Below are 21,855 nucleotides of genomic sequence, written 5' to 3'. Positions count from 1 at the left end.
CCTGTATCAATTCTTTACTCTCAACACTGGCCTTAAATAACAAAATGTTTGCGTACGCAATGATAAAGAAGAGGGCACCATGGGCTTACTCGATCGCGCTGCAATTATTTGGGGGGTGGGCATTGCTGTTGCGCTCGGCATTGTCTGCCTGTGGGTGGCACCGTTGTTAGGGCTGGATGCGGCCTCGATGTTGATCGGTCTGGTGCTTGGTCTGGCGGTGGCGGCCGGCTATCTGATTGCGCGGGTACTGGAGCCGATCGAGAAAGGTATTGCCGGCCTGAATGATGGCTCGCTTGCGGAGGGCCACCCTCTGAGAGCCCAATGCCAGCAGTTGCTGGAGGACGCCCGTGCAGGCAAGGCGTTGGTGGAGACCCTGTCTGACAGTGCCGACAAGAACGCCATTTCCGCGGCCGAAGTGTCCTACGCGGCGGATCAGGTGAAAAAACGCCTCGACCGGCAGGTGGAAGAAACCGCCCAGATGGCCGATTACGCCGGTAAGATAACCGAGTCTGTTCGTGAGTCGTCCGAACAGGCCACCAACGCCGCCACCATGGCGTTGCAGAACCGGGAAGTCAGCGTTGAGGGGCGCCAGGCGTTGGTTTCCGCCATTGAAAGTGTCCGGATTGTGCATCAGCAGTCAGGAGAGAATCTCAGCCTGATTCAGGCACTGAATGAAAAGTCCACCAAGATTCAGGGCGTTACCTCTACTATCCAGGGCATTGCTGAGCAGACCAACCTGCTGGCCCTGAACGCCGCTATCGAAGCAGCGCGGGCCGGTGATCAGGGCCGGGGCTTTGCCGTGGTGGCAGATGAGGTTCGACAGCTGGCGGGGCGCACTGCACAAGCGACCAGCGAAGTGGCGGAAACCCTGGAAGAAATCCAGGGCGATACTTCCCTGATCGTTGCCCGTATTGAGGACCTGGCCCGCTCCGTGGAGCAGGGGCTGACATCCGTTGAAAGCGTTGGCGCGCAGCTGGATCTGATTCGCGACCAATCCGACCGGGTGCAGCAGCAGGTTGCCCGCATTGCAGAGATTGACCAGGCCAATGAGCAGAGTCTGGAACAGGTGTTCTCTGCCATTGAATCGGTGCGAGATCATATTGCTGAAAGCGACAGCAGTGTGGCGTCGCTGGCGGATCAGGCGGCCACTCTGATGGAACTGTCGGAAAACGCCAATGCCGCGTTTGCGTTGAACAGTAGCCAGAGTTACCACCGATCGTTCTTTGATCAGGCGCGTGCGGGGGCCGCCCAGATCGGTGAGCTTTTTGAGCAGGCCATTGAGCAGGGCAAACTGAGCGAATCGGCCCTATTCGAGAAGAAGCGAGAGCCGATCCCGAACACCAACCCCCAGCAATACAGTAGCGCCTTCGACCGTTTCACTGACCAGGTACTGCCAGCGGTGCAGGAGAGCATCAAGAATTCCCACGATGCCATCGTCTTCTCCATTGCCTGCGCCCCGGATGGCTACGTGCCAACCCACAATCGGGATTTTGCCCACCCGCCCACCGGTAACCCCGAAGTGGATCTGGTGAAAAGCCGGAGTAAGCGACTGTTCAATGATCGCACCGGTATTCGTTGTGGTAGCCACACTCAGGACATGTTGTTGCAAACCTACCGGCGCGATACCGGTGAAATCATGCATGACCTGTCGGTGCCCATCTTTGTTAACGGCAAGCACTGGGGTGGTTTCCGGATCGGCTATCGGCCTTCCAGGTACTGAGGTTCGCTGCTATGCTGCGGGTTTGGTTGATAGGAGTTGAGTGTGGTTGAGCCTGAGTTTATTCCCGCTGAATCGGATCAGAACAAACCGCAGGGGGCGGATTCCGCCCGCAACCTGGCGATTATTGTCTATATTTTGCAGGGGCTGGCCTTCTTTCTTGGCGGGATCACGGCGCTGGTCGGGGTGATCATCAACTACGTCAAGATGGATGAGGTGCGTGGCACCTGGATTGAGCCTCATTTTCGCTGGCAGATCCGCACCTTCTGGATTGGTCTGCTGTGGCTGGTGATCGGCACCATTACCCTGATGGTTATTATTGGCTGGTTTATCCTTCTGGGGATGGCCATCTGGGTGATTTATCGCATTGTTAAAGGCGCCCTGGCGCTGAACGACGGCAAGGCACCCGAGTAACGGGATACTCAGTCTTCAGTGACCTCTTTCAGGCGCAGGGCGCTGACCATTCCGGTAAAGCCCATCAGCCCCAGTACGATAATCACCGCGATGTCTGAAATCAGCGAAAGCGCGGCGGTAATCCCCCCGGTTACCAGCAGCAGAACCCCGATCACCGTATTGCTGACGGCGGTATAGTCTGTGCGTTTGTTGCCGCCGGCCATATCCACCAGGTAGGTTTTACGCCCCAGGCGCACGCCGGCATGGGCGATGCTCAGAACAAAGAATGCGGCGGGGTAGAACCAGGCGCCGCCTACATCCGGCCCGAAGATCAAGGCACTGAAGCCCACCAACAGGCAGACGGCGCTGGCCATGGCTGCGCCCCGTATGATGACCCGCCGGCTTGAGGTATCTGCCGCCCAGCCCCAGAAACTGGCACTGACCGAGCTGGCCAAGCTACTGGCCAACAGAAACACCCCAAGCATCCAGCCGATATCCGATTGCTTCTGCGCCAGCACTACGAAATAGGGCGACGCCAAGGCCGAGCATAGCAGCAGGGCACGGGTTACCACGAAGTGGCGAAAGGGCGCATCGTCTCTCAGCAGCGACAAACTCTGAATGGCTTCGGTCATGGCATTGTTGCCGCCGCCGGTTTCACCGGGGAATTCTTCCACACTGGCGAACAGAACACCGGCGATGATCCACAGCGCGGCTGCGAGCAGCAGAAGCAGGCTGTAGAACCCGAGGGTTGGATCGCCACGATCCCAGAACAGCAGAGCGGTCATGGCGACCGTCAGGGAGCCGCCAATGGTGGTGGCAAGGCCAGACAACCGGCCCCGACGGGTTTTCGGGATGCACTTGCCCTGAACGTCTTTCATGGCCACCGAGCAAAAGCCCCGGGCCAGGGAAAACACCACTAACCCTGCAATGATGCCCAGGCCGGCAGCATAACCTTCCAGAAACCATACGCTGGCGGCCATACCAACCACGCTGACTGACTGCCCGAAGCTACCCAGTGTCCAGAACCACTTGCGCACCGCCTTGCGCCGAACCCAGGCGGCAATCACCATTTGAGGCACCATGGAACCGGATTCCCGTATCGGCACCAGCCAGGCCACCAGGGCAGGGGCGCCGACGGCGCTCATCATCCACGCCAGAACGGTTTTCGGGCTGATCAGAAGGTCGCCGAGCTTGGTCAAAACATTGGCCGCAAGAATCAGAAAGAAATTCCTGGGTACCTCCCGACAGGCCTCCTCGGGAATGTCTTTGCAGACCCTGGCGTCTTCTTCGTTAGCGATGAGGGCATACAGCTGGTCAACGGGGGCGTTACTCTGGCCAGGCAAGGTTGTTCTCCTTATTTCACAAGAGCGCAAGCATAGCAGGTTGCCGGGTGCCTGATCACCGGCTTGGAGGGTGCAAGTGCCACGTTGCGGGCTTCCAGCAGGGTTGCCTGGGCCCGGCAGGTGATGCTTAATGGGCGCCTGAGATCAGGAGCCCCCTATGCTGAGTTACCTTCACGCCTTTCACGCTGGCAACTTTGCCGATGTGCAAAAACACGCTGCCCTCACGCTGGCGCTGGCCATGATGCAGGCGAAAAAGACCCCGATTGCCTGTTTTGATACCCACGCCGGCAGTGCGATGTACGATCTGGCCAGCGACCGGGCCAGGAAAACGGCGGAGGCCGACAGCGGTATCCAGCGATTGTGGGCCATGCGCCAGAGGCTGGCGTCAATGGACTGGCGCCCGATGCTGGAGGTGTTGGCACGTCATAATGGTGCTGGTGAAACCCTGGCCCATTATCCCGGTTCTCCCGCCTGGTTTGCGGAATTTGCCCGCCCTGGTGATTCCGTGACGGCCTTTGAACTGCACCCGTCCGAGGGGCGAGCCCTGGAAATCTGGGCTCGTGATGCCGGTGTCCGGGTGCTGCAGCAGGATGGACTGGCAGGACTGGTCCGACAGTTGCCGCCGCCCCAGCCAAGACTGCTGACCCTGATCGATCCCTCCTATGAGATCAAAGACGATTACCAGCAGGTTTCGGATACTTTGCACAAGGCATGGAAAAAATGCCGTCACGGGGTCTATCTTATCTGGTATCCCATCCTGACCAGCGGATTGGAGCAGCGCCTGATTAGCGAGCTGGAAAAAGGCGACGTGCGCAAGATCCTGCGCCATGAGGTGCGGCTGGATCAACCGCCGGAGCGCGGCATGGTCGGTTCAGGTTTGTTGGTGGTGAATCCGCCCTGGGGCTTTGAACAACGCTTCGTGGCTATGATGGATGATGTGCAGGGCGACGCAGGGCTTGGCTTATCTCAGTCCCTGAGCTGGCTGGTTCCGGAATAATCTGGCGGGAGTATCGCATTGGCGAATGACGTTGTAGAAGACCACCCGTATCTGCCTGGCGGACTGATTGCGCTGGACCAATGGAAAACCCCTGAGACCTCGGTTCAGAAAACCATCCGCGGCGCCTTTCGGGACATTCTTGACCAGTTGAGAGCCGGTATCAGCCCGGAGGAGCAGGCATTCCAGAGCCTGGATGATCTGCCGATGCTGTCTGGGGATCGGCTGAAGGAATTTGCACCGGAACCGGATGCCGCATTGCTGGCGCAGGTATTGGTGGACCAGTTCGATCAGCTACACCGTGACGGAGCCAGCCATCGTGAGGTGAACTTTGTGGTGGCGCCTCCGTTTTCCGGGGTGAAGGAAGCCCTGCGCTGCCTGTCCCGGAGAGTGCTGACACCTCCGGATAACCTGTTGATGACAGAGCAGGACGCTGGCGCCTGGTGGGATGAACAACTGTCCGGCGGCGACTGGGTGATTCCGGAACTTGCGGATTTCTGGCTCAGGCATCCGGGCGGGCTGAATCTGCTTCGGGAACTCTTCGCTCGCATCGCGCTGGACCATGCCGGTAATGGCATGGTTGGCTGTTCCAGCTGGTGCTGGCAGTTCTGGCGCCAGTATTCACCGGAGCTCAGCCTGGCACCTTACACCCTGGCGCCGCTGACTGGTGAGCAATTGACCCGGTGGCTGGATTACCTGGCGTCCGGCCAGGGAGAGCAGCAGGTTACTGCCAGAATGACCCGCGATGGGTTGTATGTTCTGCCGGCACCCGGGCAGGACTCTGACCTGAAATACAGCAGCTTTAACCAAGACCTGGCAACCCTTGCTCGGGGCAACCGGGGCGTTGCGCTCGCCATCTGGCAACGTACCTTGCGGGCCCGGCCTGAGAAAGACGATGAAGACTCGGGCAAGGAAGTTGTCCGGCTGGCCGGGCGTCGGTGCTGGGTTGCTCCGCTGGATCAGATCAGCCTGCCCTCGGTGCCTGCGAGTGCCGGGCGACAGCCGAGCCACATTCTGCATGCCTTGTTGTTGCACGACGGCCTTGATACCGAGCAGGTGGCATTGGTGACCGGGCTACAGAAACAGGATATTGCCTTGACTCTGGACCGGCTAATCCGGTCCGAGCTGGTTGGCCGAGCACCTGAATCGGATGTGTATCGGGTCACCCCACTGGGGTACTCCGCCGTTCGCAAGAACCTTCAGGCCCGGGGCTATCCCGTGGATGGTTTCTAGGAGATCTCGATGGGCGATTTCGGTTTCAGGGAGACATTTGCTTCGATCACTACTGACGCGTTGCTGAATGCATTGATGGTGGTGATACTGGCATCTTTAGTGATCATGCTGGTGCAAAAGCTGCTCCCGGCCCTCGCGGGGAAGCTCGGGGGCAAACTCAGGCTTTACCTGCTGGCGTCAGTACCGCTTCTGCGGTTACTGATTATTGTGCTGACCATTGTGACGGTGGTGCCCATCCTGGTGGAGCCGTCTTTTGAGAACATGGTGGCAATTTTCGGGGCCCTGGGCCTGGCGCTGGGGTTTGCCTTCAAGGATTACGCCAACAGTCTGATCGCGGGCATTGTGACCCTCTATGAGATGCCTTATCGCCCGGGGGACTGGATTGAGGTGAACGGTCGGTACGGTGAGGTGAGGTCGATCGGTACTAGGGCAGCGGAGATTGTCACCCTGGATGACACCGTGATCGTGATTCCCCACAGCCTGTTGTGGAATACCCTGCTGGCGAACGGCAATGACGGCACCGACAACCTGATGTGTGTGGCCGAGCTGCACCTGGACCCAAACCACAACGTGGCGCGGATGCAGCAGCTGTTTCGGGACGTGGTGTTTACCTGCCCATTGACCAAAACCTATCAGCCGGTGATTGTGACCGTTTCCGCCACTGACGACGCCATGCGCTATCGCCTCAAGGCCTACCCATTGGAGCCCAGGGAGCAGAGCCGGTTTATCTCGGACCTGACCGCAAGGGCGGCCGATGTCTGTGCCCGGGAAGGCGTTCGGATGGTATCAAAACGGGTGACAGACGCAGCCTAGGGCTGCGTCCATTCGTCCACAAATTCCAGCAGGGCCCGGCCGGTTTCACCGGTCTGTTCAAGGTATTTGTCCCGTACCGGCAGGCTGGCTTGCCGGAATCGTTCCCGCTCCTCCTGGTTAAGCCGGATTACCTGAATTCCGCCGGTTTCCACCATGCGCTCCAGTCGCTGCTGATTAAGGGCTTCCTGGCTGTCCCAGGCGAACTCCGCCAGATCCCGCACCGCCTCGTTCAGCCAGGTGCGTTCCTGTTCGGGCAGGTTGTTGTACCACTGCTGATTAGACACGATCGAGGCGACAAAATAGGACGCCTGTGCCATGGTGAGGGTGGTCTGCACTTCATGGAAATCCATTTCCTCAATGGCAAACACCGGGTTGGTCTGGCCGTCGATCTTGCGTAGCTGAAGGTCACTGTAGACTTGGGAATAGGGCGTCTGAACCGGCTCCGCCCCGTACGCACGGTAAGCCTCGGCAGCCATGTCTGACGTCATCGTACGGATGCGCAGGCCCTGGAAGTCGTCTGGCGAGCGCAGGGGCTGATTGGCGGTCCAGGTCATCCAGCCTTCCGAAATAAAGCCCAGTAATTGCAGGCCGGTTTGCTGGTAGGGCTGCTGGAACTGTGAGATCAACTCCGGATCTTCCAGCAACTGCCGCGCGGCTTCCGGTTGCTCGGGTATAAGAAAGTGCAGGTTGAAAATGCCGGCTTCCGGAACCGTGTCGGCCAGGTGCCCGGGCGAGGCAAAGGCCAGGTTCACCGAGCCATTGCGGGCCAGTTCGGTGAGCTGCGTGGAGGTACCCAGAGACCCGTAAGGAAAGACGTCCACCTCAATAAGGCCGTCCGAAATATCCTCAATATGGGCGCGGAATGCTTCTGCGTACTGATGCTGCACGCTGCCTTCAATCTCTTCCAGGGCAAAACGCCAGGTAATCGGGTATTTCTCCGAGATGGTTTGCTGGCTGCTTTGGTCGCCGGGTGAAGGGGCGTCGGAACATCCGGAAAGCATCGCGGTGCAGGCTGCCAGTGCCAGCCAGTGGCGGACGTGGTTTTTGATCATAGCGGGCGGACTCCGGTCCGGAAAGATGAAAAGCTGTTGGTTTCTCCTGACGGAAAAGGTACCACAAGATAGCCCGGTAGGCAGATCCGGAGAGGGGCAATATTACAGGGCAGGAAATAAAAAGCCCCGCCTGGTGCGGGGCTGAGGGACGAACCGGTTTGCAGGGTTCGTTTACATCATGGAGTCAACGCGGTTACGTACTTCCGGGTTGCTGCTGTAAGCCGTCGCGATGGCGTTATAGGTCGGAATATCCATACCGACTTCCTCGATCACGCCCACCATTTTGTCGTTGGCTTCCATTTGCAGTTCCTGGGCCTCTTGCTGGGAATCAGCCGCTTCAATCTTGGCAATGTAGTCCTCACGAACTTCCATGACGCCGGATTGTGCTTCCACGAACTGCTGCAGCTCGGAATCGCTGTAGTTGGCATCCTGAGCATTCTGAGCCGCTGGGTCTGCGTATTCAGCGCCTTGCTGGGCATCTTGCTGGGCAATGGCAGGTGCAGCCGCGAGCATGGCCAGGGAAGCGGTAATGGAAATCAGCAGTTTATTCATAAACAAGCTCCTTGAGGTTTGGCGGGTCATTAAGACGTTCCGCCGATTTGTGAAACACGCCAAAGACATAACAAGTGCTGTGCCAACTTTTCAAAATGGCATTAAGATCAATAAAAACAGTTGGTTATATTTATTTTGGCATTACGTTCGGGTAATTCTGGTTGTGGCGAAATGCCACATGTGGCACAAATGCTGTGACACTTCTACATAGGAATCGCTCATGGCTTCCCTTGGCCGCCGAATTGGTGACCTGTTTCGTTCGTTGCAGCTGACGCTGGTTCTGAGCATCGTGGTTCCGCTGCTGCTGTTCAGCGGTATTGCGATATACATCGGCCTGGGCGCGGTTGAAAAAGCATTGAATGAACGCCTTCGTGAAGACCTTGAGCTGGTTGCCAGGGCGGTCAGCGGCCCGCTGTCCAATGCCCTGGTGGAGAAAGATGAACTGGTGCTTGGGGAATCCCTCAAGTCCATCTTCCAGATTGGCCGCATTTCCGGGGCGTCTGTGTTTGATGAAGAAGGTAACCGGGTGGCCAGCCTTGGGGTGGCGGATTCTGACGTCACCAACAGCGTGAGTGCCGAGCGGGTGATCGCCAGTGGCGAGCTGGGTGGTGCTTTCCGGCGGGTGGATGGCGAATCGGTGTTTTCGCAGTTCACGCCGCTGGTCGGCGAAGACGGCCGTATTCAGGGGCTGCTACAGGTGACCAGACAGCGCAGTGACTTCCACGACCTGGTGGCATCAAGCCGCTGGTGGGCGGTGGGTATCTGGTCTGTGCTCGCGGTGACCATCATCCTGGTGGTGGTTCTGGGGCATTACCGTACTGTGGGGCGCCACGTGAATGGATTGATGGAGAACATGGATAAATTGGCGCCTGGCCGTTGGTTTCTGGCGACCCCTGCGGCAGGGCCGCGGGAGTTGCGACAGATTCACCGGGGTATTCGGGATATGGGCCGGCGCATGGGCGATGCCGAGGCGGAGATCGAAGACCGGATCGCCCGGGAAAGAGCGCTGGCGGAACAACTGGAGTATCAGGAGAAGGTGGCCATGATCGGCCGCGTTGCCGGCGGGGTGGCCCATGAGTTGGGGGCGCCGCTGAATGTGATTCAGGGCCGTGCCCGGATACTCGCCAGGGCCGGGCTGCCGGACGATCAACAGCGGCACCTTACGGATATCGAGCACCAGGTGCAGCGGATGACCACTATCATTCAGCAGCTGCTGGACTGTTTCCGCCATGTGCCTGACTCCAGGCGGCCACTGGACCTGTCTGATGTTCTGCGAGACGTTATGGCCCGCGCCTCCGAAGATGAACGTTGCAGCCATTGTCGGCTGGAAACCGATGGCTTTGATCAACCTATGCCTACCCGGGCCGAGCCGCTGCGGGCTGGTCTGGCGTGTCTGAACGTGATCCGAAATGGCTGTCAGTCCGCCCGCAGCCGGCTCAGGGTGACGGCTCACCAGTCCAGTGATTGCTGGGAAATCCGGGTAGAGGATGACGGCCCGGGCATCGCGCCTGAGGACCGGGACAGGATCTTCGAGCCCTTCTACAGTACCCGCCCCGCCGGCGAAGGGACTGGCCTTGGGCTGGCGGTTGTGAGCAGTGTCATGAAGGAGCATGGAGGTCGCGTAGGTGTGGAAGAAAGCAGTCTGGGCGGGTGTCGAATGAGTCTGTATTTTCCCAGGGAGGCTGGCGTATGAGTGATTCGGTAGCGACCATATTACTGGTTGAGGATGACCAGAGCCTGGGCCAGTTGCTGGCCGAAGAGCTGGAGATGGACGGCTACGCCATGCTCCGGGCCGGGACCGTTGATGAGGCCCGGCAGCAACTGCGGGGCCAGCGGCCAAGCCTGATTGTCTCCGACCTGCGATTGCCGGATGGCGACGGCCTGCAGGTGCTGTCGTTTCAGCAGGCAGAGCACCCGGGCATTCCGTTTATCGTGATTACCGCCTTTGGCACGGTCGATCAGGCGGTGGATGCACTGAAAGCGGGTGCTGACGATTTTCTGACCAAGCCGTTGTCGACCGATCACCTGAGGCTCAAGATAAAGCGGCTGTTGGCCCAGGCGGACATCAACCGGCAGTTGGCGGAGATTCAGGCGAGCCAGAATGGCGGAGATAACCTGGGCCTGGTGGGAGACAGTTCCGCCATGGCGCGCTTGCGCACCGAAATCCGCCAGGTGGCTCGCAGCCAGGCGGCGGTATTGATCAACGGTGAAAGCGGGACCGGCAAGGAACTGGTGGCCCGGGCGGTTCATCAGCAGAGTGATCGGGCCGGGCAGGCGTTTCTGGCCGTAAACTGCGCGGGCATTCCGCCGGACCTGATGGAAAGTGAATTCTTTGGCCATGAAGCCGGCGCGTTTACCGGCGCCAGACAGGGGCGCAAGGGGCTGTTTGCGGAAGCCAGCGGCGGCACCCTGTTGCTGGACGAGATTGGTGAGATGCCCCTGGCGCTGCAGGCCAAGCTGCTCCGGGTGCTTCAGGAAGGCTCCATCAAGCCGGTGGGCTCTGATCATGAAGAAACCGTGGATGTGCGGATTCTCGCCGCCACCCACGTTGATCTGATGAAAGCGGTGGAACAGGGAGAGTTCCGGGAAGATCTGTACTATCGCCTGGAAACCCTGACGCTGAGTATTCCGCCACTCCGGGAACGGGGCGAAGATGTTGAGCTGCTGGCGATGCATTTCCTCAAGGAGGCCTGCCGCGGCCACAACCGGGGGTTTATCAAACTCAGTGATGTGACCCTGCGGGTGCTGCGGGACTATCCGTTCCCCGGTAACGTCAGGGAACTGTCCAGCGCCATTGAGCGGGCGGTCACCTTCTGCGAGGGCGATACTATACAGCCTGAGCATTTGCCGGAGCGCATCCGAAAACGTCAGGGGGCCTCGCCCCAGCCGCTGGCGGCACCGGGGTCGGTGAACCTGTCAGAGTGGCCGACGCTGGAGGCCTTACAGCAGGACTATGTGCGCCGGGTCATGGCGGCGGTGGATGGTAACAAGCGCCGGGCTGCTCAGATTCTGGGTATCAACCGGCGAACACTGTATCGCTGGTTGGAAACCGAAACGGGACCGGCAAATGACTAATCAGAAGCAGGCCATGCTCTATGGCCTGGCGACAGTGCTGCTGTGGTCGACTGTGGCAACCGCCTTCAAACTGGCCCTGGCCGATTTGGCTCCGGTGCAGATGTTACTGGTAGCCTGTGCGGCGTCGGTGGTGGTCATGGGGGGAATCCTGGTGGCACAGGGCCGCTGGCATCGGGTGTTTGAGCTGACAAGGCGGCAGTATCTGCAATCCGTCGGGATGGGGTTGATCAACCCGTGCCTTTACTATTTCTTCCTGTTCGGCGCCTTCGATCGCCTGCCCGCCCAGGAGGCGCAGCCACTCAACTACACCTGGGCGCTGGTGCTTGCCTATCTCTCGGTGCCCTTTCTGGGCCAGAAACTGCGCCGCATCGACATTCTTGCCGGCCTGGTTTGCTATGCCGGAGTGGTGGTCATTGCTACCCGGGGCGCGGTCACCAGCCTCAGTTTTTCAGACCCTCTGGGGGTAGCCTTCGCTTTGGGCAGTACCCTGGTGTGGGCCAGCTACTGGATTATTGCCACCCGGGACACCCGTGATCCGGTGGTTGGCCTGTTCCTGAATTTCCTGTTCGGCTTGCCGTTCATAACGCTGGCCTGCTGGTACACGGTGGGGCTGTCGCTCCCATTGGGCGGGTCGCTGGCGGCGGCGGTCTATGTTGGCGTATTCGAGATGGGAATAGCGTTTGTACTCTGGTCCCAGGCCATGAAAAAAGCTGAGAATACCGCGAAGGTCAGCAATCTGATCTTCATCTCACCGTTTCTGTCGTTAGTGTTTATCTACTTCATCCTCGGCGAAATCATTTTGCCGTCTACCTACGTCGGGCTGACGCTGATCATGGCCGGGTTGTGGTTACAGCAGAGGAAGGTTCGGGTTCGGCAGCGGGGGCTCAACCATGGATAACGGCTGGTACCTTTATCTGGTTCGCACCAGAACCGGCAGCCTGTATACCGGCATTACCACAGACGTGGAACGCCGCTTCTCAGAGCATCAGTCCGGGGCCCCCAAAGGGGCCCGCAGCCTGCGGGGCAAAGGGCCTTTGACCCTGGCATTCCAGGCATCGGTCGGCAACCGTAGCCGGGCCTCGCAACTGGAATGGCAGGTCAAACGCTGGTCCAAAGCCCGTAAGGAAGCGCTTATCAGAGGTGCTCTCAGCTTGCCAGATGGGCCCTGACATTGTCGGCGGCCACCTGCACGGCCTCGGTGGCGCGGTCCAGTTGGCCGCAATGGACTTGAAACACGTGCCACAGGTTATTGTAGATCTCCAGCCGGGTTGCTACGCCATCTCGCTTGGCGACATCTGCCAGCCGGGTAGCATCGTTCAGCAGGATTTCCTCGCTGCCAACCTGGATCAGTAACGGTGGCAAGTGATCCAGCTGGCCATACACCGGCGATATCAGTGGCGTGGTCAGCGGTGTGTCACCGGCGTACATTCGGGCGGCGTTGGCGGTCCAGCTTTCCTGCAACACCGGCTCGCGTTCCGGCTGATAGAGCGCGCCCTGGCTGAGATCGACCCAAGGCGAGAAACACGTGATTGAGGAGGGAAGCGGGTGTTTGTGGTCACGCAGTTTCATCGCCAGAGCGATGGATAATCCGCCGCCGGCCGAATCACCGGCCAAGGCAAGGCTACTGGCCGACCGTCCCTGGCTGATCAGCGCCAGGTAAACGGATTCGGCATCATCCAGCGCTGCCGGGAACGGATGTTCCGGAGCCAGGCGGTAATCGGGGGTAATCACTTCGCACCCGGACAGTTTGGCCAGATGCCCGGTGATGCCTCGATGGGTGTTGGCAGAGCCAATGATATAGCCGCCGCCATGGAGGTAGAGAATCGTCCCTGACGGCGTTGCTGTTGCCGTGGTTCGCACCACCGGTACATCGCCCAGATCGTCCCGGACAAACCGGGCGCTGCGAGGCGGCACGGACGACCGATAGGCCTGGCGAATCAGCTGGCGTTGCAGTTTCAGGGGTACAGCATTCGAGAGCATCGGGCGAACCAAGCGCTGCATTGTCTGGCGCAGCCCGGCTTCAAGAAGCGGCTGGAACATCTGTGTTCTCCCTCGTGAATGCGTTAGGATGTCGAACAATTCTCGATTCATGACAGGCGTTTAACTCTACGTGTACTGGAAAACAGATACCATAGAAATTCCGAACTGGGACAGACATTCTTTGCTGGATCGTCTGGAACCCTTTGATCCGGCCATCAACCGTGAACTCAGTGTCGAGATGGAAGCCTACTGCCGTTTTTATGGCCTGGACTTGTGGGTAGAGCATCCGGAGGTGGCCTACCATCAGGGTTACATCAAGGCGGAGCGGCATGAGGTCATGGTTCATTACTTCCGGCTGCCGGAGTCGTCGGCCCCCAAGGGCACGGTGTTCATCCTGCACGGTTATTTTGATCATGTGGGGCTCTACTCGCAGCTGATTGACCGCTGTCTTGGTGCCGGTTTTGATGTCTTGGCCTACGACCAGCCGGGGCACGGGCTTTCGAGCGGCACACCGGCCGCCATCGGCAGCTTCCTGGAATACCAGGCGGTGTTGTCGGAGGTGATGGCGCGGGTGCGGGAAAAAATTCGCGGCCCCTGGTTTGCAGTAGGGCAGAGTACGGGCGGGGCGATTCTGATCGACTACCTGTTGTCGAATCACCATAGCCGGGAAACCTCGGATTTCCGCAGGGTGGTGTTGCTGGCGCCACTGGTTCGTCCCATGGGGTGGTTGGGCGCCAAGATTCTGCACAGTCTGGTCAAGCCGTTCCTGACCCGCTGGCGGAGGGTGTTCGGAGCCAACAGTGGCAACACGCGCTTTCTGGAGTTTCTGCGGGAGCATGATCCCCTGCAGGCCAGGGCCGTGCATGTGGATTGGGTGACTGCCCTGCGTAAATGGGTGCCACATATAGAATCGGCACGGCCGGTGGATTTTCCGGTGACGGTGGTTCAGGGGGAAAAGGATCTGACCGTGGACTGGCAGCACAATTTGCGGATTATCCGGAATAAATTTGCCTCAGTAAGGGAACAAAGAATCCCGGATGGGCGTCATCATCTGGTAAACGAAGCGCAGGATTTGCAGGCGACGGTGTTTAACACCATTATTGATACTTTCATCGAGTAATGCATTGGTTTGTGCCACGCGTGGCCGCCAGTCAGGAACTGAAGCAGGAGAACACAGTGAAAAAGACCATTCTTGCCTTTGCAGTGGCAACCGTTGGCCTTAGCGGTTGTATGACTTACGACCCGTACACCGGCGAAGAGAAAACCTCCAGTGCCACCAAGGGCAGCATCATTGGTGCTATCGGTGGTGCGGCGGTGGGTGCTGCTACCTCCAGCCGCAGCGACCGTGGCAAGGGTGCCCTGATCGGCGCCGCCGGTGGTGCTGCTATTGGTGGCGGTATCGGCTACTACATGGATCGTCAGGAAGCCGAGCTGCGTCATAAGCTGGAAGGCACTGGCGTTCGGGTGGTTCGTAACGGTGACCAGATTGAATTGATCATGCCTGGCAACATCACGTTCGATACTAACCAGTCCACCATCCGCCCTGGCTTCAACGACACCCTGGAATCCGTGGCTCTGGTGCTCAAGGAATTCGATAAGACGATCATTCAGATTGAAGGCCACACGGACAGCACAGGGTCTGAAAACTACAACCAGCTGTTGTCAGAGCGCCGCGCCTCATCCGTTCGTGACTTCCTGCTGAATCAGGGCATTGAACCGCGCCGGACCCGCGCGGTGGGCTATGGCCAGCGTTATCCGATTGCCTCCAACGACACCGCTTCTGGTCGTGAGCAGAACCGCCGTGTTGAGTTGACCCTGGTACCGATGCAGTAAAGCCCGGCCGGGTTTTGTCATCGCCCAACGAAAAAGCCCCGGCGGCAAAGACCGGGGCTTTTTGATTGCGGTGTTGGCAGGTGTAGCATCAGTTGGTGTTACTGGGTAGCCACTCATCAATGCGCTTTTTGAGTTCATCCAGCTGGTTCTCGCCAGACTCCTTCAGCTCGCCCAGCTTGGCCCGGGCCGTTTCGATCTGGTCTTCCATGGCCTGAATGCGCTCTGAGAAGTCCCGCTGAATCTGAGCCTCAGCTTCTTCGTCCTTTGCTTTGGCAATTTTTTCATTGGCCTCGGCTCTGAGGCTTTCGATTTGTTTGCTCCAGTGCTCCGTCTGGGTTTCCAGTTTTCGCTGCAAAGAATCCTTCAATGACATAGCTAACTCTCCTGTCGGGCCGGGCATTTACCACGACCGTTTCAATGAGTGGTACCTACCAGCATGGCCTCGGGTGCTGGAAACTCAAGGGCGTCAGGATTAAGTTTTGTTGAAGTCACCTTGATTCGGGGTATTGTGGCCCGAAATGTCATAAAAAAACCGGAGCCAGGCCCCGGTTTTTAGCGTAAGCACTGCGCTCAGAACAGTACCCGACAACGGATAGTGCCTTTCACCTGGCGCAGTTTTTCCAGCGCCAGTTCGCCGTAGGCCTTGTCGACATCAATAACCACATAACCGATGTCTTCCTTGGTTTGCAGGTACTGGCCACAAACGTTGATGCCGTTCTCGGAGAACACCTGGTTGATCTCGGACATCACGCCCGGCACGTTCTCGTGGATGTGCAGCAGGCGGTGCTGGTTCGGGTGCGAAGGCAGGGCCACTTCCGGGAAGTTCACAGAGGATACGGAGGTGCCGTTGTCGCTGTACATGGCCAGCTTTTCGGCTACTTCGCGACCGATGTTTTCCTGGGCCTCAATGGTAGAGCCGCCCACGTGTGGGGTCAGGATGCAGTTGTCGAACTCGCGCAGCGGAGAGATAAACTCTTCATCGTTGGACTTCGGTTCAACCGGGAATACGTCGATGGCAGCGCCGAGCAGCTTGCCGGAACGCAGGGCGTCGGCCAGGGCATCGATGTCGACCACGGTACCGCGGGAGGCGTTCATCAGGATGGAGCCAGGCTTCATCTGGGCGAATTGCTCGGCCTTGAACATGTACTTGGTGGCCGGGGTTTCCGGCACGTGCAGGGAAACCACGTCTGCGATGTTCAGCAGCTCCTGCAGGGTGCCCACCTGGGTGGCGTTGCCGATGGGCAGCTTGGACACCACGTCGTAGAAGTACACGTCCATGCCCAAGCTCTCGGCCAGCACGCTGAACTGGGTGCCGATGTTGCCGTAACCGATAATGCCCAGCTTCTTGCCACGGATTTCGTAGCTGTTTTTTGCGGATTTCAGCCATTCGCCCCGGTGCGCCTTGGCGTTCTTCTCGGGCACGCCGCGCAGCAGCAGGATGGCCTGGGCCAGTACCAGCTCGGCTACGGAACGGGTGTTGGAGAAAGGTGCGTTGAAAACGGCAACGCCACGGCGGGTGGCAGCCTGCAGGTCCACCTGGTTGGTGCCGATGCAGAAGCAGCCCACAGCCACCAGCTTCTTGGCGGCTTCAAATACTTTCTCGGTCAGCTGGGTGCGAGACCGGATACCGACGAAGTGCGCATCGGCAATCTTCTCGATCAGCTCTTCCTCGCCCAGGGAATGGGACAGGTATTCGATATTGGTGTAACCCGCGGCGTTCAGGGTATCAATGGCGGATTGATGCACGCCTTCCAGCAGCAGGATCCGGATTTTGCTCTTTTCGAGAGACGTATTTGACATGGGCTTGCTTCCGAACCTTTCGTCACGTGAAATGACCGCGGCCGGGGATCGTCAACCCGGCTCACAGAACAGGGGCGGTATGATACCATAAAAGGAACTTTTCACAGCGCGCCGGTTTGCCTGAATCAATTTCTCGCGAATCGCCGAACCACAGGCCCGGCCCAAACCTGACGAGACTGACGCATCCATGAATTCCGAACAGATCATCGCTTCCCTGAAAGAGCTGGTGGCCGCCGGTGGTGCACCGGGAAAAGTGCTGACGGACCCGGCCGACCTGGACACCTACGGCAAGGACTGGACCAAGATTTATCCTCCCAAACCACTGGCAATTGTTCTGCCCAAGACCACTGAGCAGGTGCAGGCGCTGGTGAAGTTTGCCAACGAGAACCAGATAGCGCTGGTGCCCTCAGGCGGACGTACGGGGTTGAGTGCCGGTGCTGTGGCGGCGAACGGTGAGGTGGTCGTCGCGTTCGATAACATGAACCAGATTCTGGATTTCAACGCCAGCGACCGAATTGTGCGCTGTCAGGCTGGGGTGGTCACTGAACAGTTGCAGAATTTTGCCGAAGAAAACGGCCTGTACTACCCGGTGGATTTTGCCTCAGCGGGTTCCAGCCAGCTCGGCGGCAACCTGTCCACCAATGCCGGTGGCATCAAGGTGATCCGCTACGGCATGAGCCGCGACTGGGTGGCTGGCCTGAAAGTGGTCACCGGTAAGGGCGATATCCTGGACCTGAACAAGGACCTGGAAAAGAACAACACCGGCTACGACCTGCGCCATCTGTTTATCGGTGCCGAGGGCACCCTGGGCTTCATTACCGAAGCCACCATGAAGCTCACCCGCCAGCCAGACAATCTGACGGTACTGGTGCTGGGGCTGGGTGATCTGACCAACACCATGGATGTTCTGCAGAAGTTCCAGAGCAAGCTGGACCTGACCGCCTACGAGTTCTTCTCCCATCAGGCCATGGGCCACGTTCTGGCTCACGGCCAGGTGCAGGCGCCGTTTGAAACTGAAGCGCCTTATTATGCGCTGCTGGAGTTCGAGGCAGTCTCTGACCAGGTGATGGACGACGCCATGGCGCTGTTCGAGCACTGCGTTGAGGAAGGCTGGGTACTGGATGGCGTGATCAGCCAGAGCGAAACCCAGGCCCAGAACCTGTGGCAGCTGCGGGAGAGGATTTCCGAATCCATCGCCCCGCGCACGCCTTATAAGAACGACATTTCCGTGGTGGTGTCCAAGGTGCCGGGTTTTCTGCAGGAAATCGAGAGCGTGGTAACCGACCATTATCCGGATTTCGAGATTATCTGGTTCGGTCATATTGGAGACGGCAACCTGCACCTGAACATTCTAAAGCCTGAAGGCATGGCTAACGAAGATTTCTTCGAGAAATGCCAGCAGGTGAACAAGTGGGTGTTCGAGATTGTTGAACGCTACCAGGGCAGTGTTTCCGCCGAACATGGCGTGGGCATGACCAAGAAGCCATACTTGCAGTACACCCGCAGCGAAGCGGAAATTGCCTATCTGCGCGGCATCAAGCAGGTGTTCGATCCCAATGGCATTATGAACCCGGGCAAGATCTTCGATTGATCCGGGTTCGTTGAAGGCGAGGTTTTTGGCGAGTGCAGGAACACATTGTTGTGCTCACCGGCGCTGGCATCAGCGCCGAAAGCGGTCTCTCCACCTTCCGCGACAGCGGCGGCCTGTGGGAGCAATACAGCGTGTACGATGTGGCCACGCCGGAGGCTTTTGCCCGCAACCAGGAGTTGGTGCTGCGTTTCTACAATGAGCGCCGGCACCAGCTGGAATCGGTACAGCCCAACCCTGCCCATCGCCTGCTGGCCGAGCTGGAAAGCCGCTATCGCGTCACCGTCGTCACCCAGAACGTGGATGACCTGCACGAGCGGGGCGGCTCCAGTAACGTTCTACACCTGCATGGCGAACTCACCAAGGCCCGCAGCTCTGGTTTTCCTGAGCTGATCTACGACATCGGCTACAAGGAAATCCGTCCCGGCGATGTATGCGAACGAGGCACCCAGCTGCGGCCACATATTGTCTGGTTCGGTGAGGAAGTGCCCATGCTGGATGCGGCGGCGGAAGTGGTTCGTGCCGCTGACCAGTTGCTGATCGTGGGCACGTCTCTGCAGGTTTACCCTGCCGCCGGCCTGGTTTATGAGGTGGAGATTGATGTGCCCATCACGGTGATTGACCCTGGCGAGCCGGCTTCGGTTTCCCGGGCTCGAGTGATTCGAAAAAGTGCGAGTGATGGCTTGAGTGAGTGGGTTTCGAAGTTGGCCTAGCACCCATGTTTCGAGTGCTGCTGTCGGGAAGGCTTTCCAAAACTGTGCGGAGCCATGGATGGCGGAGCCCAAGCGTCACAGGGATGTGCCGCAAGGAGCGTGTTTTGGAAAGCCTTCCCGACAGCAGCGCTGTGCTCTATGTTTGGCACTCCCCGACAGGGCTCGTTCCTCATCCTCTCAGGTATTTTTCCAATTCTGATCTGAAAGCCGCCTGCACACCCAGCCGTTTCAACATCCAGTAATGCCCCGCAATCATTCGGTCAATAAAGATACTTTCCACCGGCGGTTTGAAGTAATCCAGGTACTTGAACACGGTGCTGGTTTTTGCCGCTACGTGCTTGTGGATGTCGGCCTCGGCAAAGTCGTAAGGCTCATCATTCAGGAACGGAATGATCAGGATGTCTCGCCACATGGCGTAATAGGCTTCGTCTACGGCTGGTTGGTTATCAACCCTGGCGCCAAGATCGATCAGGTATTGATCCAGGGCCTGATAGTCCTCATCTAGAGCGGCAATCAGTGCCTTGCGGTAGGCCTCCACAATCTCCGGCTTCAGCTTCTTCACGCACCCAAAGTCATACATGATGATGGTGCCATCGGGCCGGTAGGCAAAGTTGCCCGCGTGTGGGTCGCCGTGGATGCATTGGAAGCGGAACAGCTGGTCGGCCATGATGGTGAAGATTCTGTGGCCGATTTCGTTAAGAGTGTCCTGGCTGTAGCGTTCCGGGGTCACCTGGCTGACGTGGTCACCTTCCACCAGCTCCAGGGTCAGTACCCGCCGGGTGGAGTGGCTGTCGACCACCTCCGGAATCACTACCCAGGGCTGGTCTTTGTGGAATTCGTGAAAGAGCTTGAGATTGCGGGCTTCGTTTTCGTAGTCCAGTTCTTCTTTCAGGCGCAGGCGGATTTCGCCGAACAGCTGGTCTACGGTCTCCTTCGGCATCTTCAACAGGCCGCCGAGCTTCAGGGCCAGGCGCAGTTGCTTGAGGTCGGAATCGCAGGACTCGTCGACACCGGGGTACTGCACCTTGACGATCACATCGGTGCCGTCGTGCAGGCGGGCGCGATGTACCTGGCCAATGGAGGCGGACGCGTAAGGGGTTTCCTGCAGGTACTCGAACAGTTCACCCACCGGTTTGCCCAGCTCGCTCTCCACCTGCGCAAGAATGACATCGAAAGGCATGGGTGGGGCTTCTTTCTGGAGCTTTTCCAGAGCCTGGGAAAACTCTTTGGGCAGGAAGTCCTGGGTCTGGGACGCAATTTGCCCCACCTTCATCACTGCACCCTTGAGTTCACCCAAAGTGTCGGCAATCTCGCCGGCCATACGGGTGTAACTTTCGCTACGAGCACCTTCGTCGTCGACGGTGCGAAACATGCGCCGGGCCCTTTGGCCGGCGTACTGGCCCGCCACGGAGGCGGTCATGCCTGCGAGTTTGAAGAAGCGTCCTGTACGGGACGTAACTGGTTTCTTCGCCATGGTCCTGTCTGTTTCCCCTGAAACGCGTGGTTCGCCTGAATATGCGTTCAGGCGGGCAAATCAGACCACTGTTGTCTCCACAAACAGCACATCTTCCAGTTCCAGAGACAGGGTCTGGCCGGAGACGAGCGGCCCGACCCCTTTGGGGGTTCCGGTCAGCACCACGTCCCCGGGCTGAAGGGTGAACTGGCTGCTCATGTGGGCGATCAGCGGCACAATGGGGTTCAGCATATCACGGGTGTCGCCGGTCTGTTGGCGTTGTCCGTTTATGTCCAGAGTGAAACGGACATTGCCTTTGGGAAGCTTGTCGGCAGCCACAAACGGGGAGAGCGGGCAGGCGCCGTCAAAGGCCTTGGCCCGCTCCCAGGGCTGGCCTTTCTCCTTGAGCTTGCTTTGCACATCCCGCAGCGTCAGGTCCAGCGCCAGGCCATAGCCCAGAACGGCACCCTCGGCTTCGCTGGCAGAGGCGTTGGTGAGCGGCCGGCCGATGAGCACGGCCAGCTCAGTTTCAAAGTGGACTTCGCCCTGGTTGCGGGGGAAGTCCAGAGGGCGGGTGATGTGCACCGCTGCCGTTGAGGGTTTGATAAACAGCAGCGGCTCGTCCGGCACCGGGTTGTTCAGTTCCCGGGCGTGTTCGGCGTAGTTGCGACCAATGCACACGATCTTGCCAAGGGGCAGGTGAACGGGCGTACCGTCTTTCCAGTGGTGCTGATAATCAGGCATGGTCGCCTCCTTTAACGGTGGTTATTCTCCGTCGAATGAACACACAGTATAAACCTGCAGGCCTTCTTCCTGCAGCTTGCGGGAACCACCCAGGTCCGGCAGGTCGATCATCGCGGCCACTTCCACGATTTCCGCGCCGATGCGGCGGATCAGGCGGGTGGCGGCCAGCATGGTGCCGCCGGTGGCAATCAGGTCGTCGACCAGGACAACTTTGTCGCCGGGCTTGAAGGCATCTTTATGCAGCTCGACAGACGCGGTGCCGTATTCCAGCTCGTAGTCTTCTACCATGGTGTCGAACGGCAGCTTGCCTTTCTTGCGCACCAACACCAGCGAAGCGTTCAGCTCATAGGCCAGGGCCGAGCCGATGATAAAGCCGCGGGCATCAACGGCGGCGACGGCATCGATGTGCTGGCCGTGGTAGCGGTGCACAAAGGCGTCAATCAGCTTTCGGAAAGCCGTCTTGTCTTGCAGCACCGTGGTGATGTCCCGGAAGGACACGCCAGGCTTGGGCCAGTCCGGTACCGTGCGGATGGCCTTTTTAATGCTTTCGGAAAAATAATCCATAACTCACC

22 protein-coding genes are annotated in these 21,855 nt (G+C 58.8%); 13 read left to right on the top strand and 9 right to left on the bottom strand.

Translation table 11 applies throughout. From position 1 onward, the window contains the following. Positions 1 to 79: 79 nt before the first annotated feature. Both ASQ50_RS05465 and ASQ50_RS05460 read left to right on the top strand, forming a co-directional pair. Positions 80 to 1,720 carry a methyl-accepting chemotaxis protein gene (locus ASQ50_RS05465; protein WP_058092133.1) on the top strand — a complete coding sequence of 547 codons (1,641 nt, stop codon included), beginning with the start codon at positions 80 to 82 and terminating at the stop codon, positions 1,718 to 1,720. Between the two features lie 42 nt (positions 1,721 to 1,762). Continuing rightward, positions 1,763 to 2,131 carry a DUF4870 family protein gene (locus ASQ50_RS05460; RefSeq protein ID WP_058092132.1) on the top strand — a complete coding sequence of 123 codons (369 nt, stop codon included), beginning with the start codon at positions 1,763 to 1,765 and terminating at the stop codon, positions 2,129 to 2,131. A gap of 8 nt (positions 2,132 to 2,139) precedes the next feature. On the opposite strand, the gene ASQ50_RS05455 is transcribed toward ASQ50_RS05460, so the two are convergent. Continuing rightward, the gene (locus tag ASQ50_RS05455; RefSeq protein WP_058092131.1) at positions 2,140 to 3,453 is read right to left on the bottom strand and encodes an MFS transporter; all 1,314 of its coding nucleotides are present in this window, start codon (positions 3,451 to 3,453) and stop codon (positions 2,140 to 2,142) included. A gap of 157 nt (positions 3,454 to 3,610) precedes the next feature. Here ASQ50_RS05455 and ASQ50_RS05450 point away from each other — a divergent pair, with 157 nt between their 5' ends. From ASQ50_RS05450 to ASQ50_RS05440, 3 genes are read left to right on the top strand one after another with little or no spacing between them, the layout of a single operon-like run. Then, positions 3,611 to 4,450 (top strand): 23S rRNA (adenine(2030)-N(6))-methyltransferase RlmJ, encoded by an 840-nt coding sequence (locus ASQ50_RS05450; RefSeq protein ID WP_058092130.1) that lies wholly within the window; start codon positions 3,611 to 3,613, stop codon positions 4,448 to 4,450. Positions 4,451 to 4,468: 18 nt separating this feature from the next. Further along, positions 4,469 to 5,680 (top strand): hypothetical protein, encoded by a 1,212-nt coding sequence (locus ASQ50_RS05445; protein ID WP_058092129.1) that lies wholly within the window; start codon positions 4,469 to 4,471, stop codon positions 5,678 to 5,680. A gap of 9 nt (positions 5,681 to 5,689) precedes the next feature. Further along, the gene (locus ASQ50_RS05440) at positions 5,690 to 6,493 is read left to right on the top strand and encodes a mechanosensitive ion channel family protein (RefSeq protein ID WP_058092128.1); all 804 of its coding nucleotides are present in this window, start codon (positions 5,690 to 5,692) and stop codon (positions 6,491 to 6,493) included. Here ASQ50_RS05440 and dctP read toward each other — a convergent pair. Beyond that, positions 6,490 to 7,545 carry a TRAP transporter substrate-binding protein DctP gene (gene dctP, locus ASQ50_RS05435; RefSeq protein ID WP_058092127.1) on the bottom strand — a complete coding sequence of 352 codons (1,056 nt, stop codon included), beginning with the start codon at positions 7,543 to 7,545 and terminating at the stop codon, positions 6,490 to 6,492. The genes ASQ50_RS05440 and dctP overlap by 4 nt on opposite strands. A gap of 171 nt (positions 7,546 to 7,716) precedes the next feature. Further along, the gene (locus tag ASQ50_RS05430; protein WP_058092126.1) at positions 7,717 to 8,097 is read right to left on the bottom strand and encodes a DUF4168 domain-containing protein; all 381 of its coding nucleotides are present in this window, start codon (positions 8,095 to 8,097) and stop codon (positions 7,717 to 7,719) included. Between the two features lie 220 nt (positions 8,098 to 8,317). Between ASQ50_RS05430 and ASQ50_RS05425 the strand changes: the two genes are divergently transcribed. The 4 genes from ASQ50_RS05425 to ASQ50_RS05410 are packed head-to-tail and all read left to right on the top strand — an operon-like array spanning position 8,318 to position 12,341. Beyond that, positions 8,318 to 9,790, top strand: a complete 1,473-nt coding sequence (locus tag ASQ50_RS05425) for an ATP-binding protein (RefSeq protein WP_058092125.1) — start codon at positions 8,318 to 8,320, stop codon at positions 9,788 to 9,790. Beyond that, positions 9,787 to 11,172, top strand: coding sequence for a sigma-54-dependent transcriptional regulator (locus tag ASQ50_RS05420; RefSeq protein WP_058092124.1), 1,386 nt, complete (start codon positions 9,787 to 9,789; stop codon positions 11,170 to 11,172). Before ASQ50_RS05425 ends, ASQ50_RS05420 begins: the two co-directional genes overlap by 4 nt. Beyond that, entirely contained in the window at positions 11,165 to 12,070 is a 906-nt protein-coding gene (locus tag ASQ50_RS05415; RefSeq protein WP_058092123.1) for a DMT family transporter, read from the top strand. The genes ASQ50_RS05420 and ASQ50_RS05415 overlap by 8 nt, the downstream gene beginning before the upstream one ends. Then, positions 12,063 to 12,341, top strand: coding sequence for a GIY-YIG nuclease family protein (locus tag ASQ50_RS05410; protein ID WP_058092122.1), 279 nt, complete (start codon positions 12,063 to 12,065; stop codon positions 12,339 to 12,341). The genes ASQ50_RS05415 and ASQ50_RS05410 overlap by 8 nt, the downstream gene beginning before the upstream one ends. Here the strand turns inward: ASQ50_RS05410 and ASQ50_RS05405 are convergent. Then, positions 12,319 to 13,212, bottom strand: coding sequence for an alpha/beta hydrolase (locus tag ASQ50_RS05405; protein WP_058092121.1), 894 nt, complete (start codon positions 13,210 to 13,212; stop codon positions 12,319 to 12,321). The genes ASQ50_RS05410 and ASQ50_RS05405 overlap by 23 nt on opposite strands. A gap of 70 nt (positions 13,213 to 13,282) precedes the next feature. Here ASQ50_RS05405 and ASQ50_RS05400 point away from each other — a divergent pair, with 70 nt between their 5' ends. Continuing rightward, positions 13,283 to 14,272, top strand: coding sequence for an alpha/beta hydrolase (locus ASQ50_RS05400; protein WP_058092120.1), 990 nt, complete (start codon positions 13,283 to 13,285; stop codon positions 14,270 to 14,272). A gap of 56 nt (positions 14,273 to 14,328) precedes the next feature. Beyond that, complete coding sequence (locus ASQ50_RS05395) at positions 14,329 to 14,985, top strand: OmpA family protein (RefSeq protein WP_058092228.1); 657 nt, start codon at positions 14,329 to 14,331, stop codon at positions 14,983 to 14,985. 88 nt (positions 14,986 to 15,073) lie between these two features. On the opposite strand, the gene ASQ50_RS05390 is transcribed toward ASQ50_RS05395, so the two are convergent. Together ASQ50_RS05390 and serA are read right to left on the bottom strand one after the other, a co-directional pair. After that, the gene (locus tag ASQ50_RS05390) at positions 15,074 to 15,358 is read right to left on the bottom strand and encodes a hypothetical protein (RefSeq protein ID WP_058092119.1); all 285 of its coding nucleotides are present in this window, start codon (positions 15,356 to 15,358) and stop codon (positions 15,074 to 15,076) included. Positions 15,359 to 15,555: 197 nt separating this feature from the next. Beyond that, on the bottom strand, positions 15,556 to 16,785 hold the full coding sequence (serA, locus tag ASQ50_RS05385; RefSeq protein WP_058092118.1) for a phosphoglycerate dehydrogenase: 1,230 nt from the start codon (positions 16,783 to 16,785) through the stop codon (positions 15,556 to 15,558). Between the two features lie 187 nt (positions 16,786 to 16,972). Here serA and ASQ50_RS05380 point away from each other — a divergent pair, with 187 nt between their 5' ends. Beyond that, on the top strand, positions 16,973 to 18,376 hold the full coding sequence (locus ASQ50_RS05380; RefSeq protein WP_058092117.1) for an FAD-binding oxidoreductase: 1,404 nt from the start codon (positions 16,973 to 16,975) through the stop codon (positions 18,374 to 18,376). A 32-nt stretch (positions 18,377 to 18,408) separates the two neighbouring features. Further along, positions 18,409 to 19,086 (top strand): SIR2 family NAD-dependent protein deacylase, encoded by a 678-nt coding sequence (locus ASQ50_RS05375; RefSeq protein ID WP_058092116.1) that lies wholly within the window; start codon positions 18,409 to 18,411, stop codon positions 19,084 to 19,086. A gap of 169 nt (positions 19,087 to 19,255) precedes the next feature. Here ASQ50_RS05375 and ASQ50_RS05370 read toward each other — a convergent pair whose 3' ends face one another. The 3 genes from ASQ50_RS05370 to ASQ50_RS05360 are packed head-to-tail and all read right to left on the bottom strand — an operon-like array spanning position 19,256 to position 21,847. After that, on the bottom strand, positions 19,256 to 20,560 hold the full coding sequence (locus ASQ50_RS05370; protein WP_058092115.1) for an ABC1 kinase family protein: 1,305 nt from the start codon (positions 20,558 to 20,560) through the stop codon (positions 19,256 to 19,258). Positions 20,561 to 20,620: 60 nt separating this feature from the next. Beyond that, positions 20,621 to 21,283 (bottom strand): fumarylacetoacetate hydrolase family protein, encoded by a 663-nt coding sequence (locus tag ASQ50_RS05365; protein ID WP_058092114.1) that lies wholly within the window; start codon positions 21,281 to 21,283, stop codon positions 20,621 to 20,623. Between the two features lie 21 nt (positions 21,284 to 21,304). Next, positions 21,305 to 21,847: an adenine phosphoribosyltransferase gene (locus tag ASQ50_RS05360; protein ID WP_022989975.1), complete on the bottom strand. Its 543-nt coding sequence runs from the start codon at positions 21,845 to 21,847 to the stop codon at positions 21,305 to 21,307. Between the last annotated feature and the right edge of the window lie 8 nt (positions 21,848 to 21,855).

The sequence above is a fragment of the Marinobacter sp. LQ44 genome (genome assembly GCF_001447155.2).
Lineage (GTDB): Bacteria > Pseudomonadota > Gammaproteobacteria > Pseudomonadales > Oleiphilaceae > Marinobacter.
This window is presented reverse-complemented; position numbering and strand designations above follow the sequence as displayed.

Coding starts and splice junctions, on each gene's coding strand:
- ASQ50_RS05430 (WP_058092126.1), bottom strand. CDS start 8,097: ATGAATAAACTGCTGATTTCCATTACCGCTTCCCTGGCCATGCTCGCG.
- ASQ50_RS05405 (WP_058092121.1), bottom strand. CDS start 13,212: ATGTTCCAGCCGCTTCTTGAAGCCGGGCTGCGCCAGACAATGCAGCGC.
- ASQ50_RS05450 (WP_058092130.1), top strand. CDS start 3,611: ATGCTGAGTTACCTTCACGCCTTTCACGCTGGCAACTTTGCCGATGTG.
- ASQ50_RS05440 (WP_058092128.1), top strand. CDS start 5,690: ATGGGCGATTTCGGTTTCAGGGAGACATTTGCTTCGATCACTACTGAC.
- ASQ50_RS05360 (WP_022989975.1), bottom strand. CDS start 21,847: ATGGATTATTTTTCCGAAAGCATTAAAAAGGCCATCCGCACGGTACCG.
- ASQ50_RS05425 (WP_058092125.1), top strand. CDS start 8,318: ATGGCTTCCCTTGGCCGCCGAATTGGTGACCTGTTTCGTTCGTTGCAG.
- ASQ50_RS05415 (WP_058092123.1), top strand. CDS start 11,165: ATGACTAATCAGAAGCAGGCCATGCTCTATGGCCTGGCGACAGTGCTG.
- serA (WP_058092118.1), bottom strand. CDS start 16,785: ATGTCAAATACGTCTCTCGAAAAGAGCAAAATCCGGATCCTGCTGCTG.
- ASQ50_RS05390 (WP_058092119.1), bottom strand. CDS start 15,358: ATGTCATTGAAGGATTCTTTGCAGCGAAAACTGGAAACCCAGACGGAG.
- ASQ50_RS05465 (WP_058092133.1), top strand. CDS start 80: ATGGGCTTACTCGATCGCGCTGCAATTATTTGGGGGGTGGGCATTGCT.
- ASQ50_RS05410 (WP_058092122.1), top strand. CDS start 12,063: ATGGATAACGGCTGGTACCTTTATCTGGTTCGCACCAGAACCGGCAGC.
- ASQ50_RS05420 (WP_058092124.1), top strand. CDS start 9,787: ATGAGTGATTCGGTAGCGACCATATTACTGGTTGAGGATGACCAGAGC.
- ASQ50_RS05370 (WP_058092115.1), bottom strand. CDS start 20,560: ATGGCGAAGAAACCAGTTACGTCCCGTACAGGACGCTTCTTCAAACTC.
- dctP (WP_058092127.1), bottom strand. CDS start 7,545: ATGATCAAAAACCACGTCCGCCACTGGCTGGCACTGGCAGCCTGCACC.
- ASQ50_RS05380 (WP_058092117.1), top strand. CDS start 16,973: ATGAATTCCGAACAGATCATCGCTTCCCTGAAAGAGCTGGTGGCCGCC.
- ASQ50_RS05365 (WP_058092114.1), bottom strand. CDS start 21,283: ATGCCTGATTATCAGCACCACTGGAAAGACGGTACGCCCGTTCACCTG.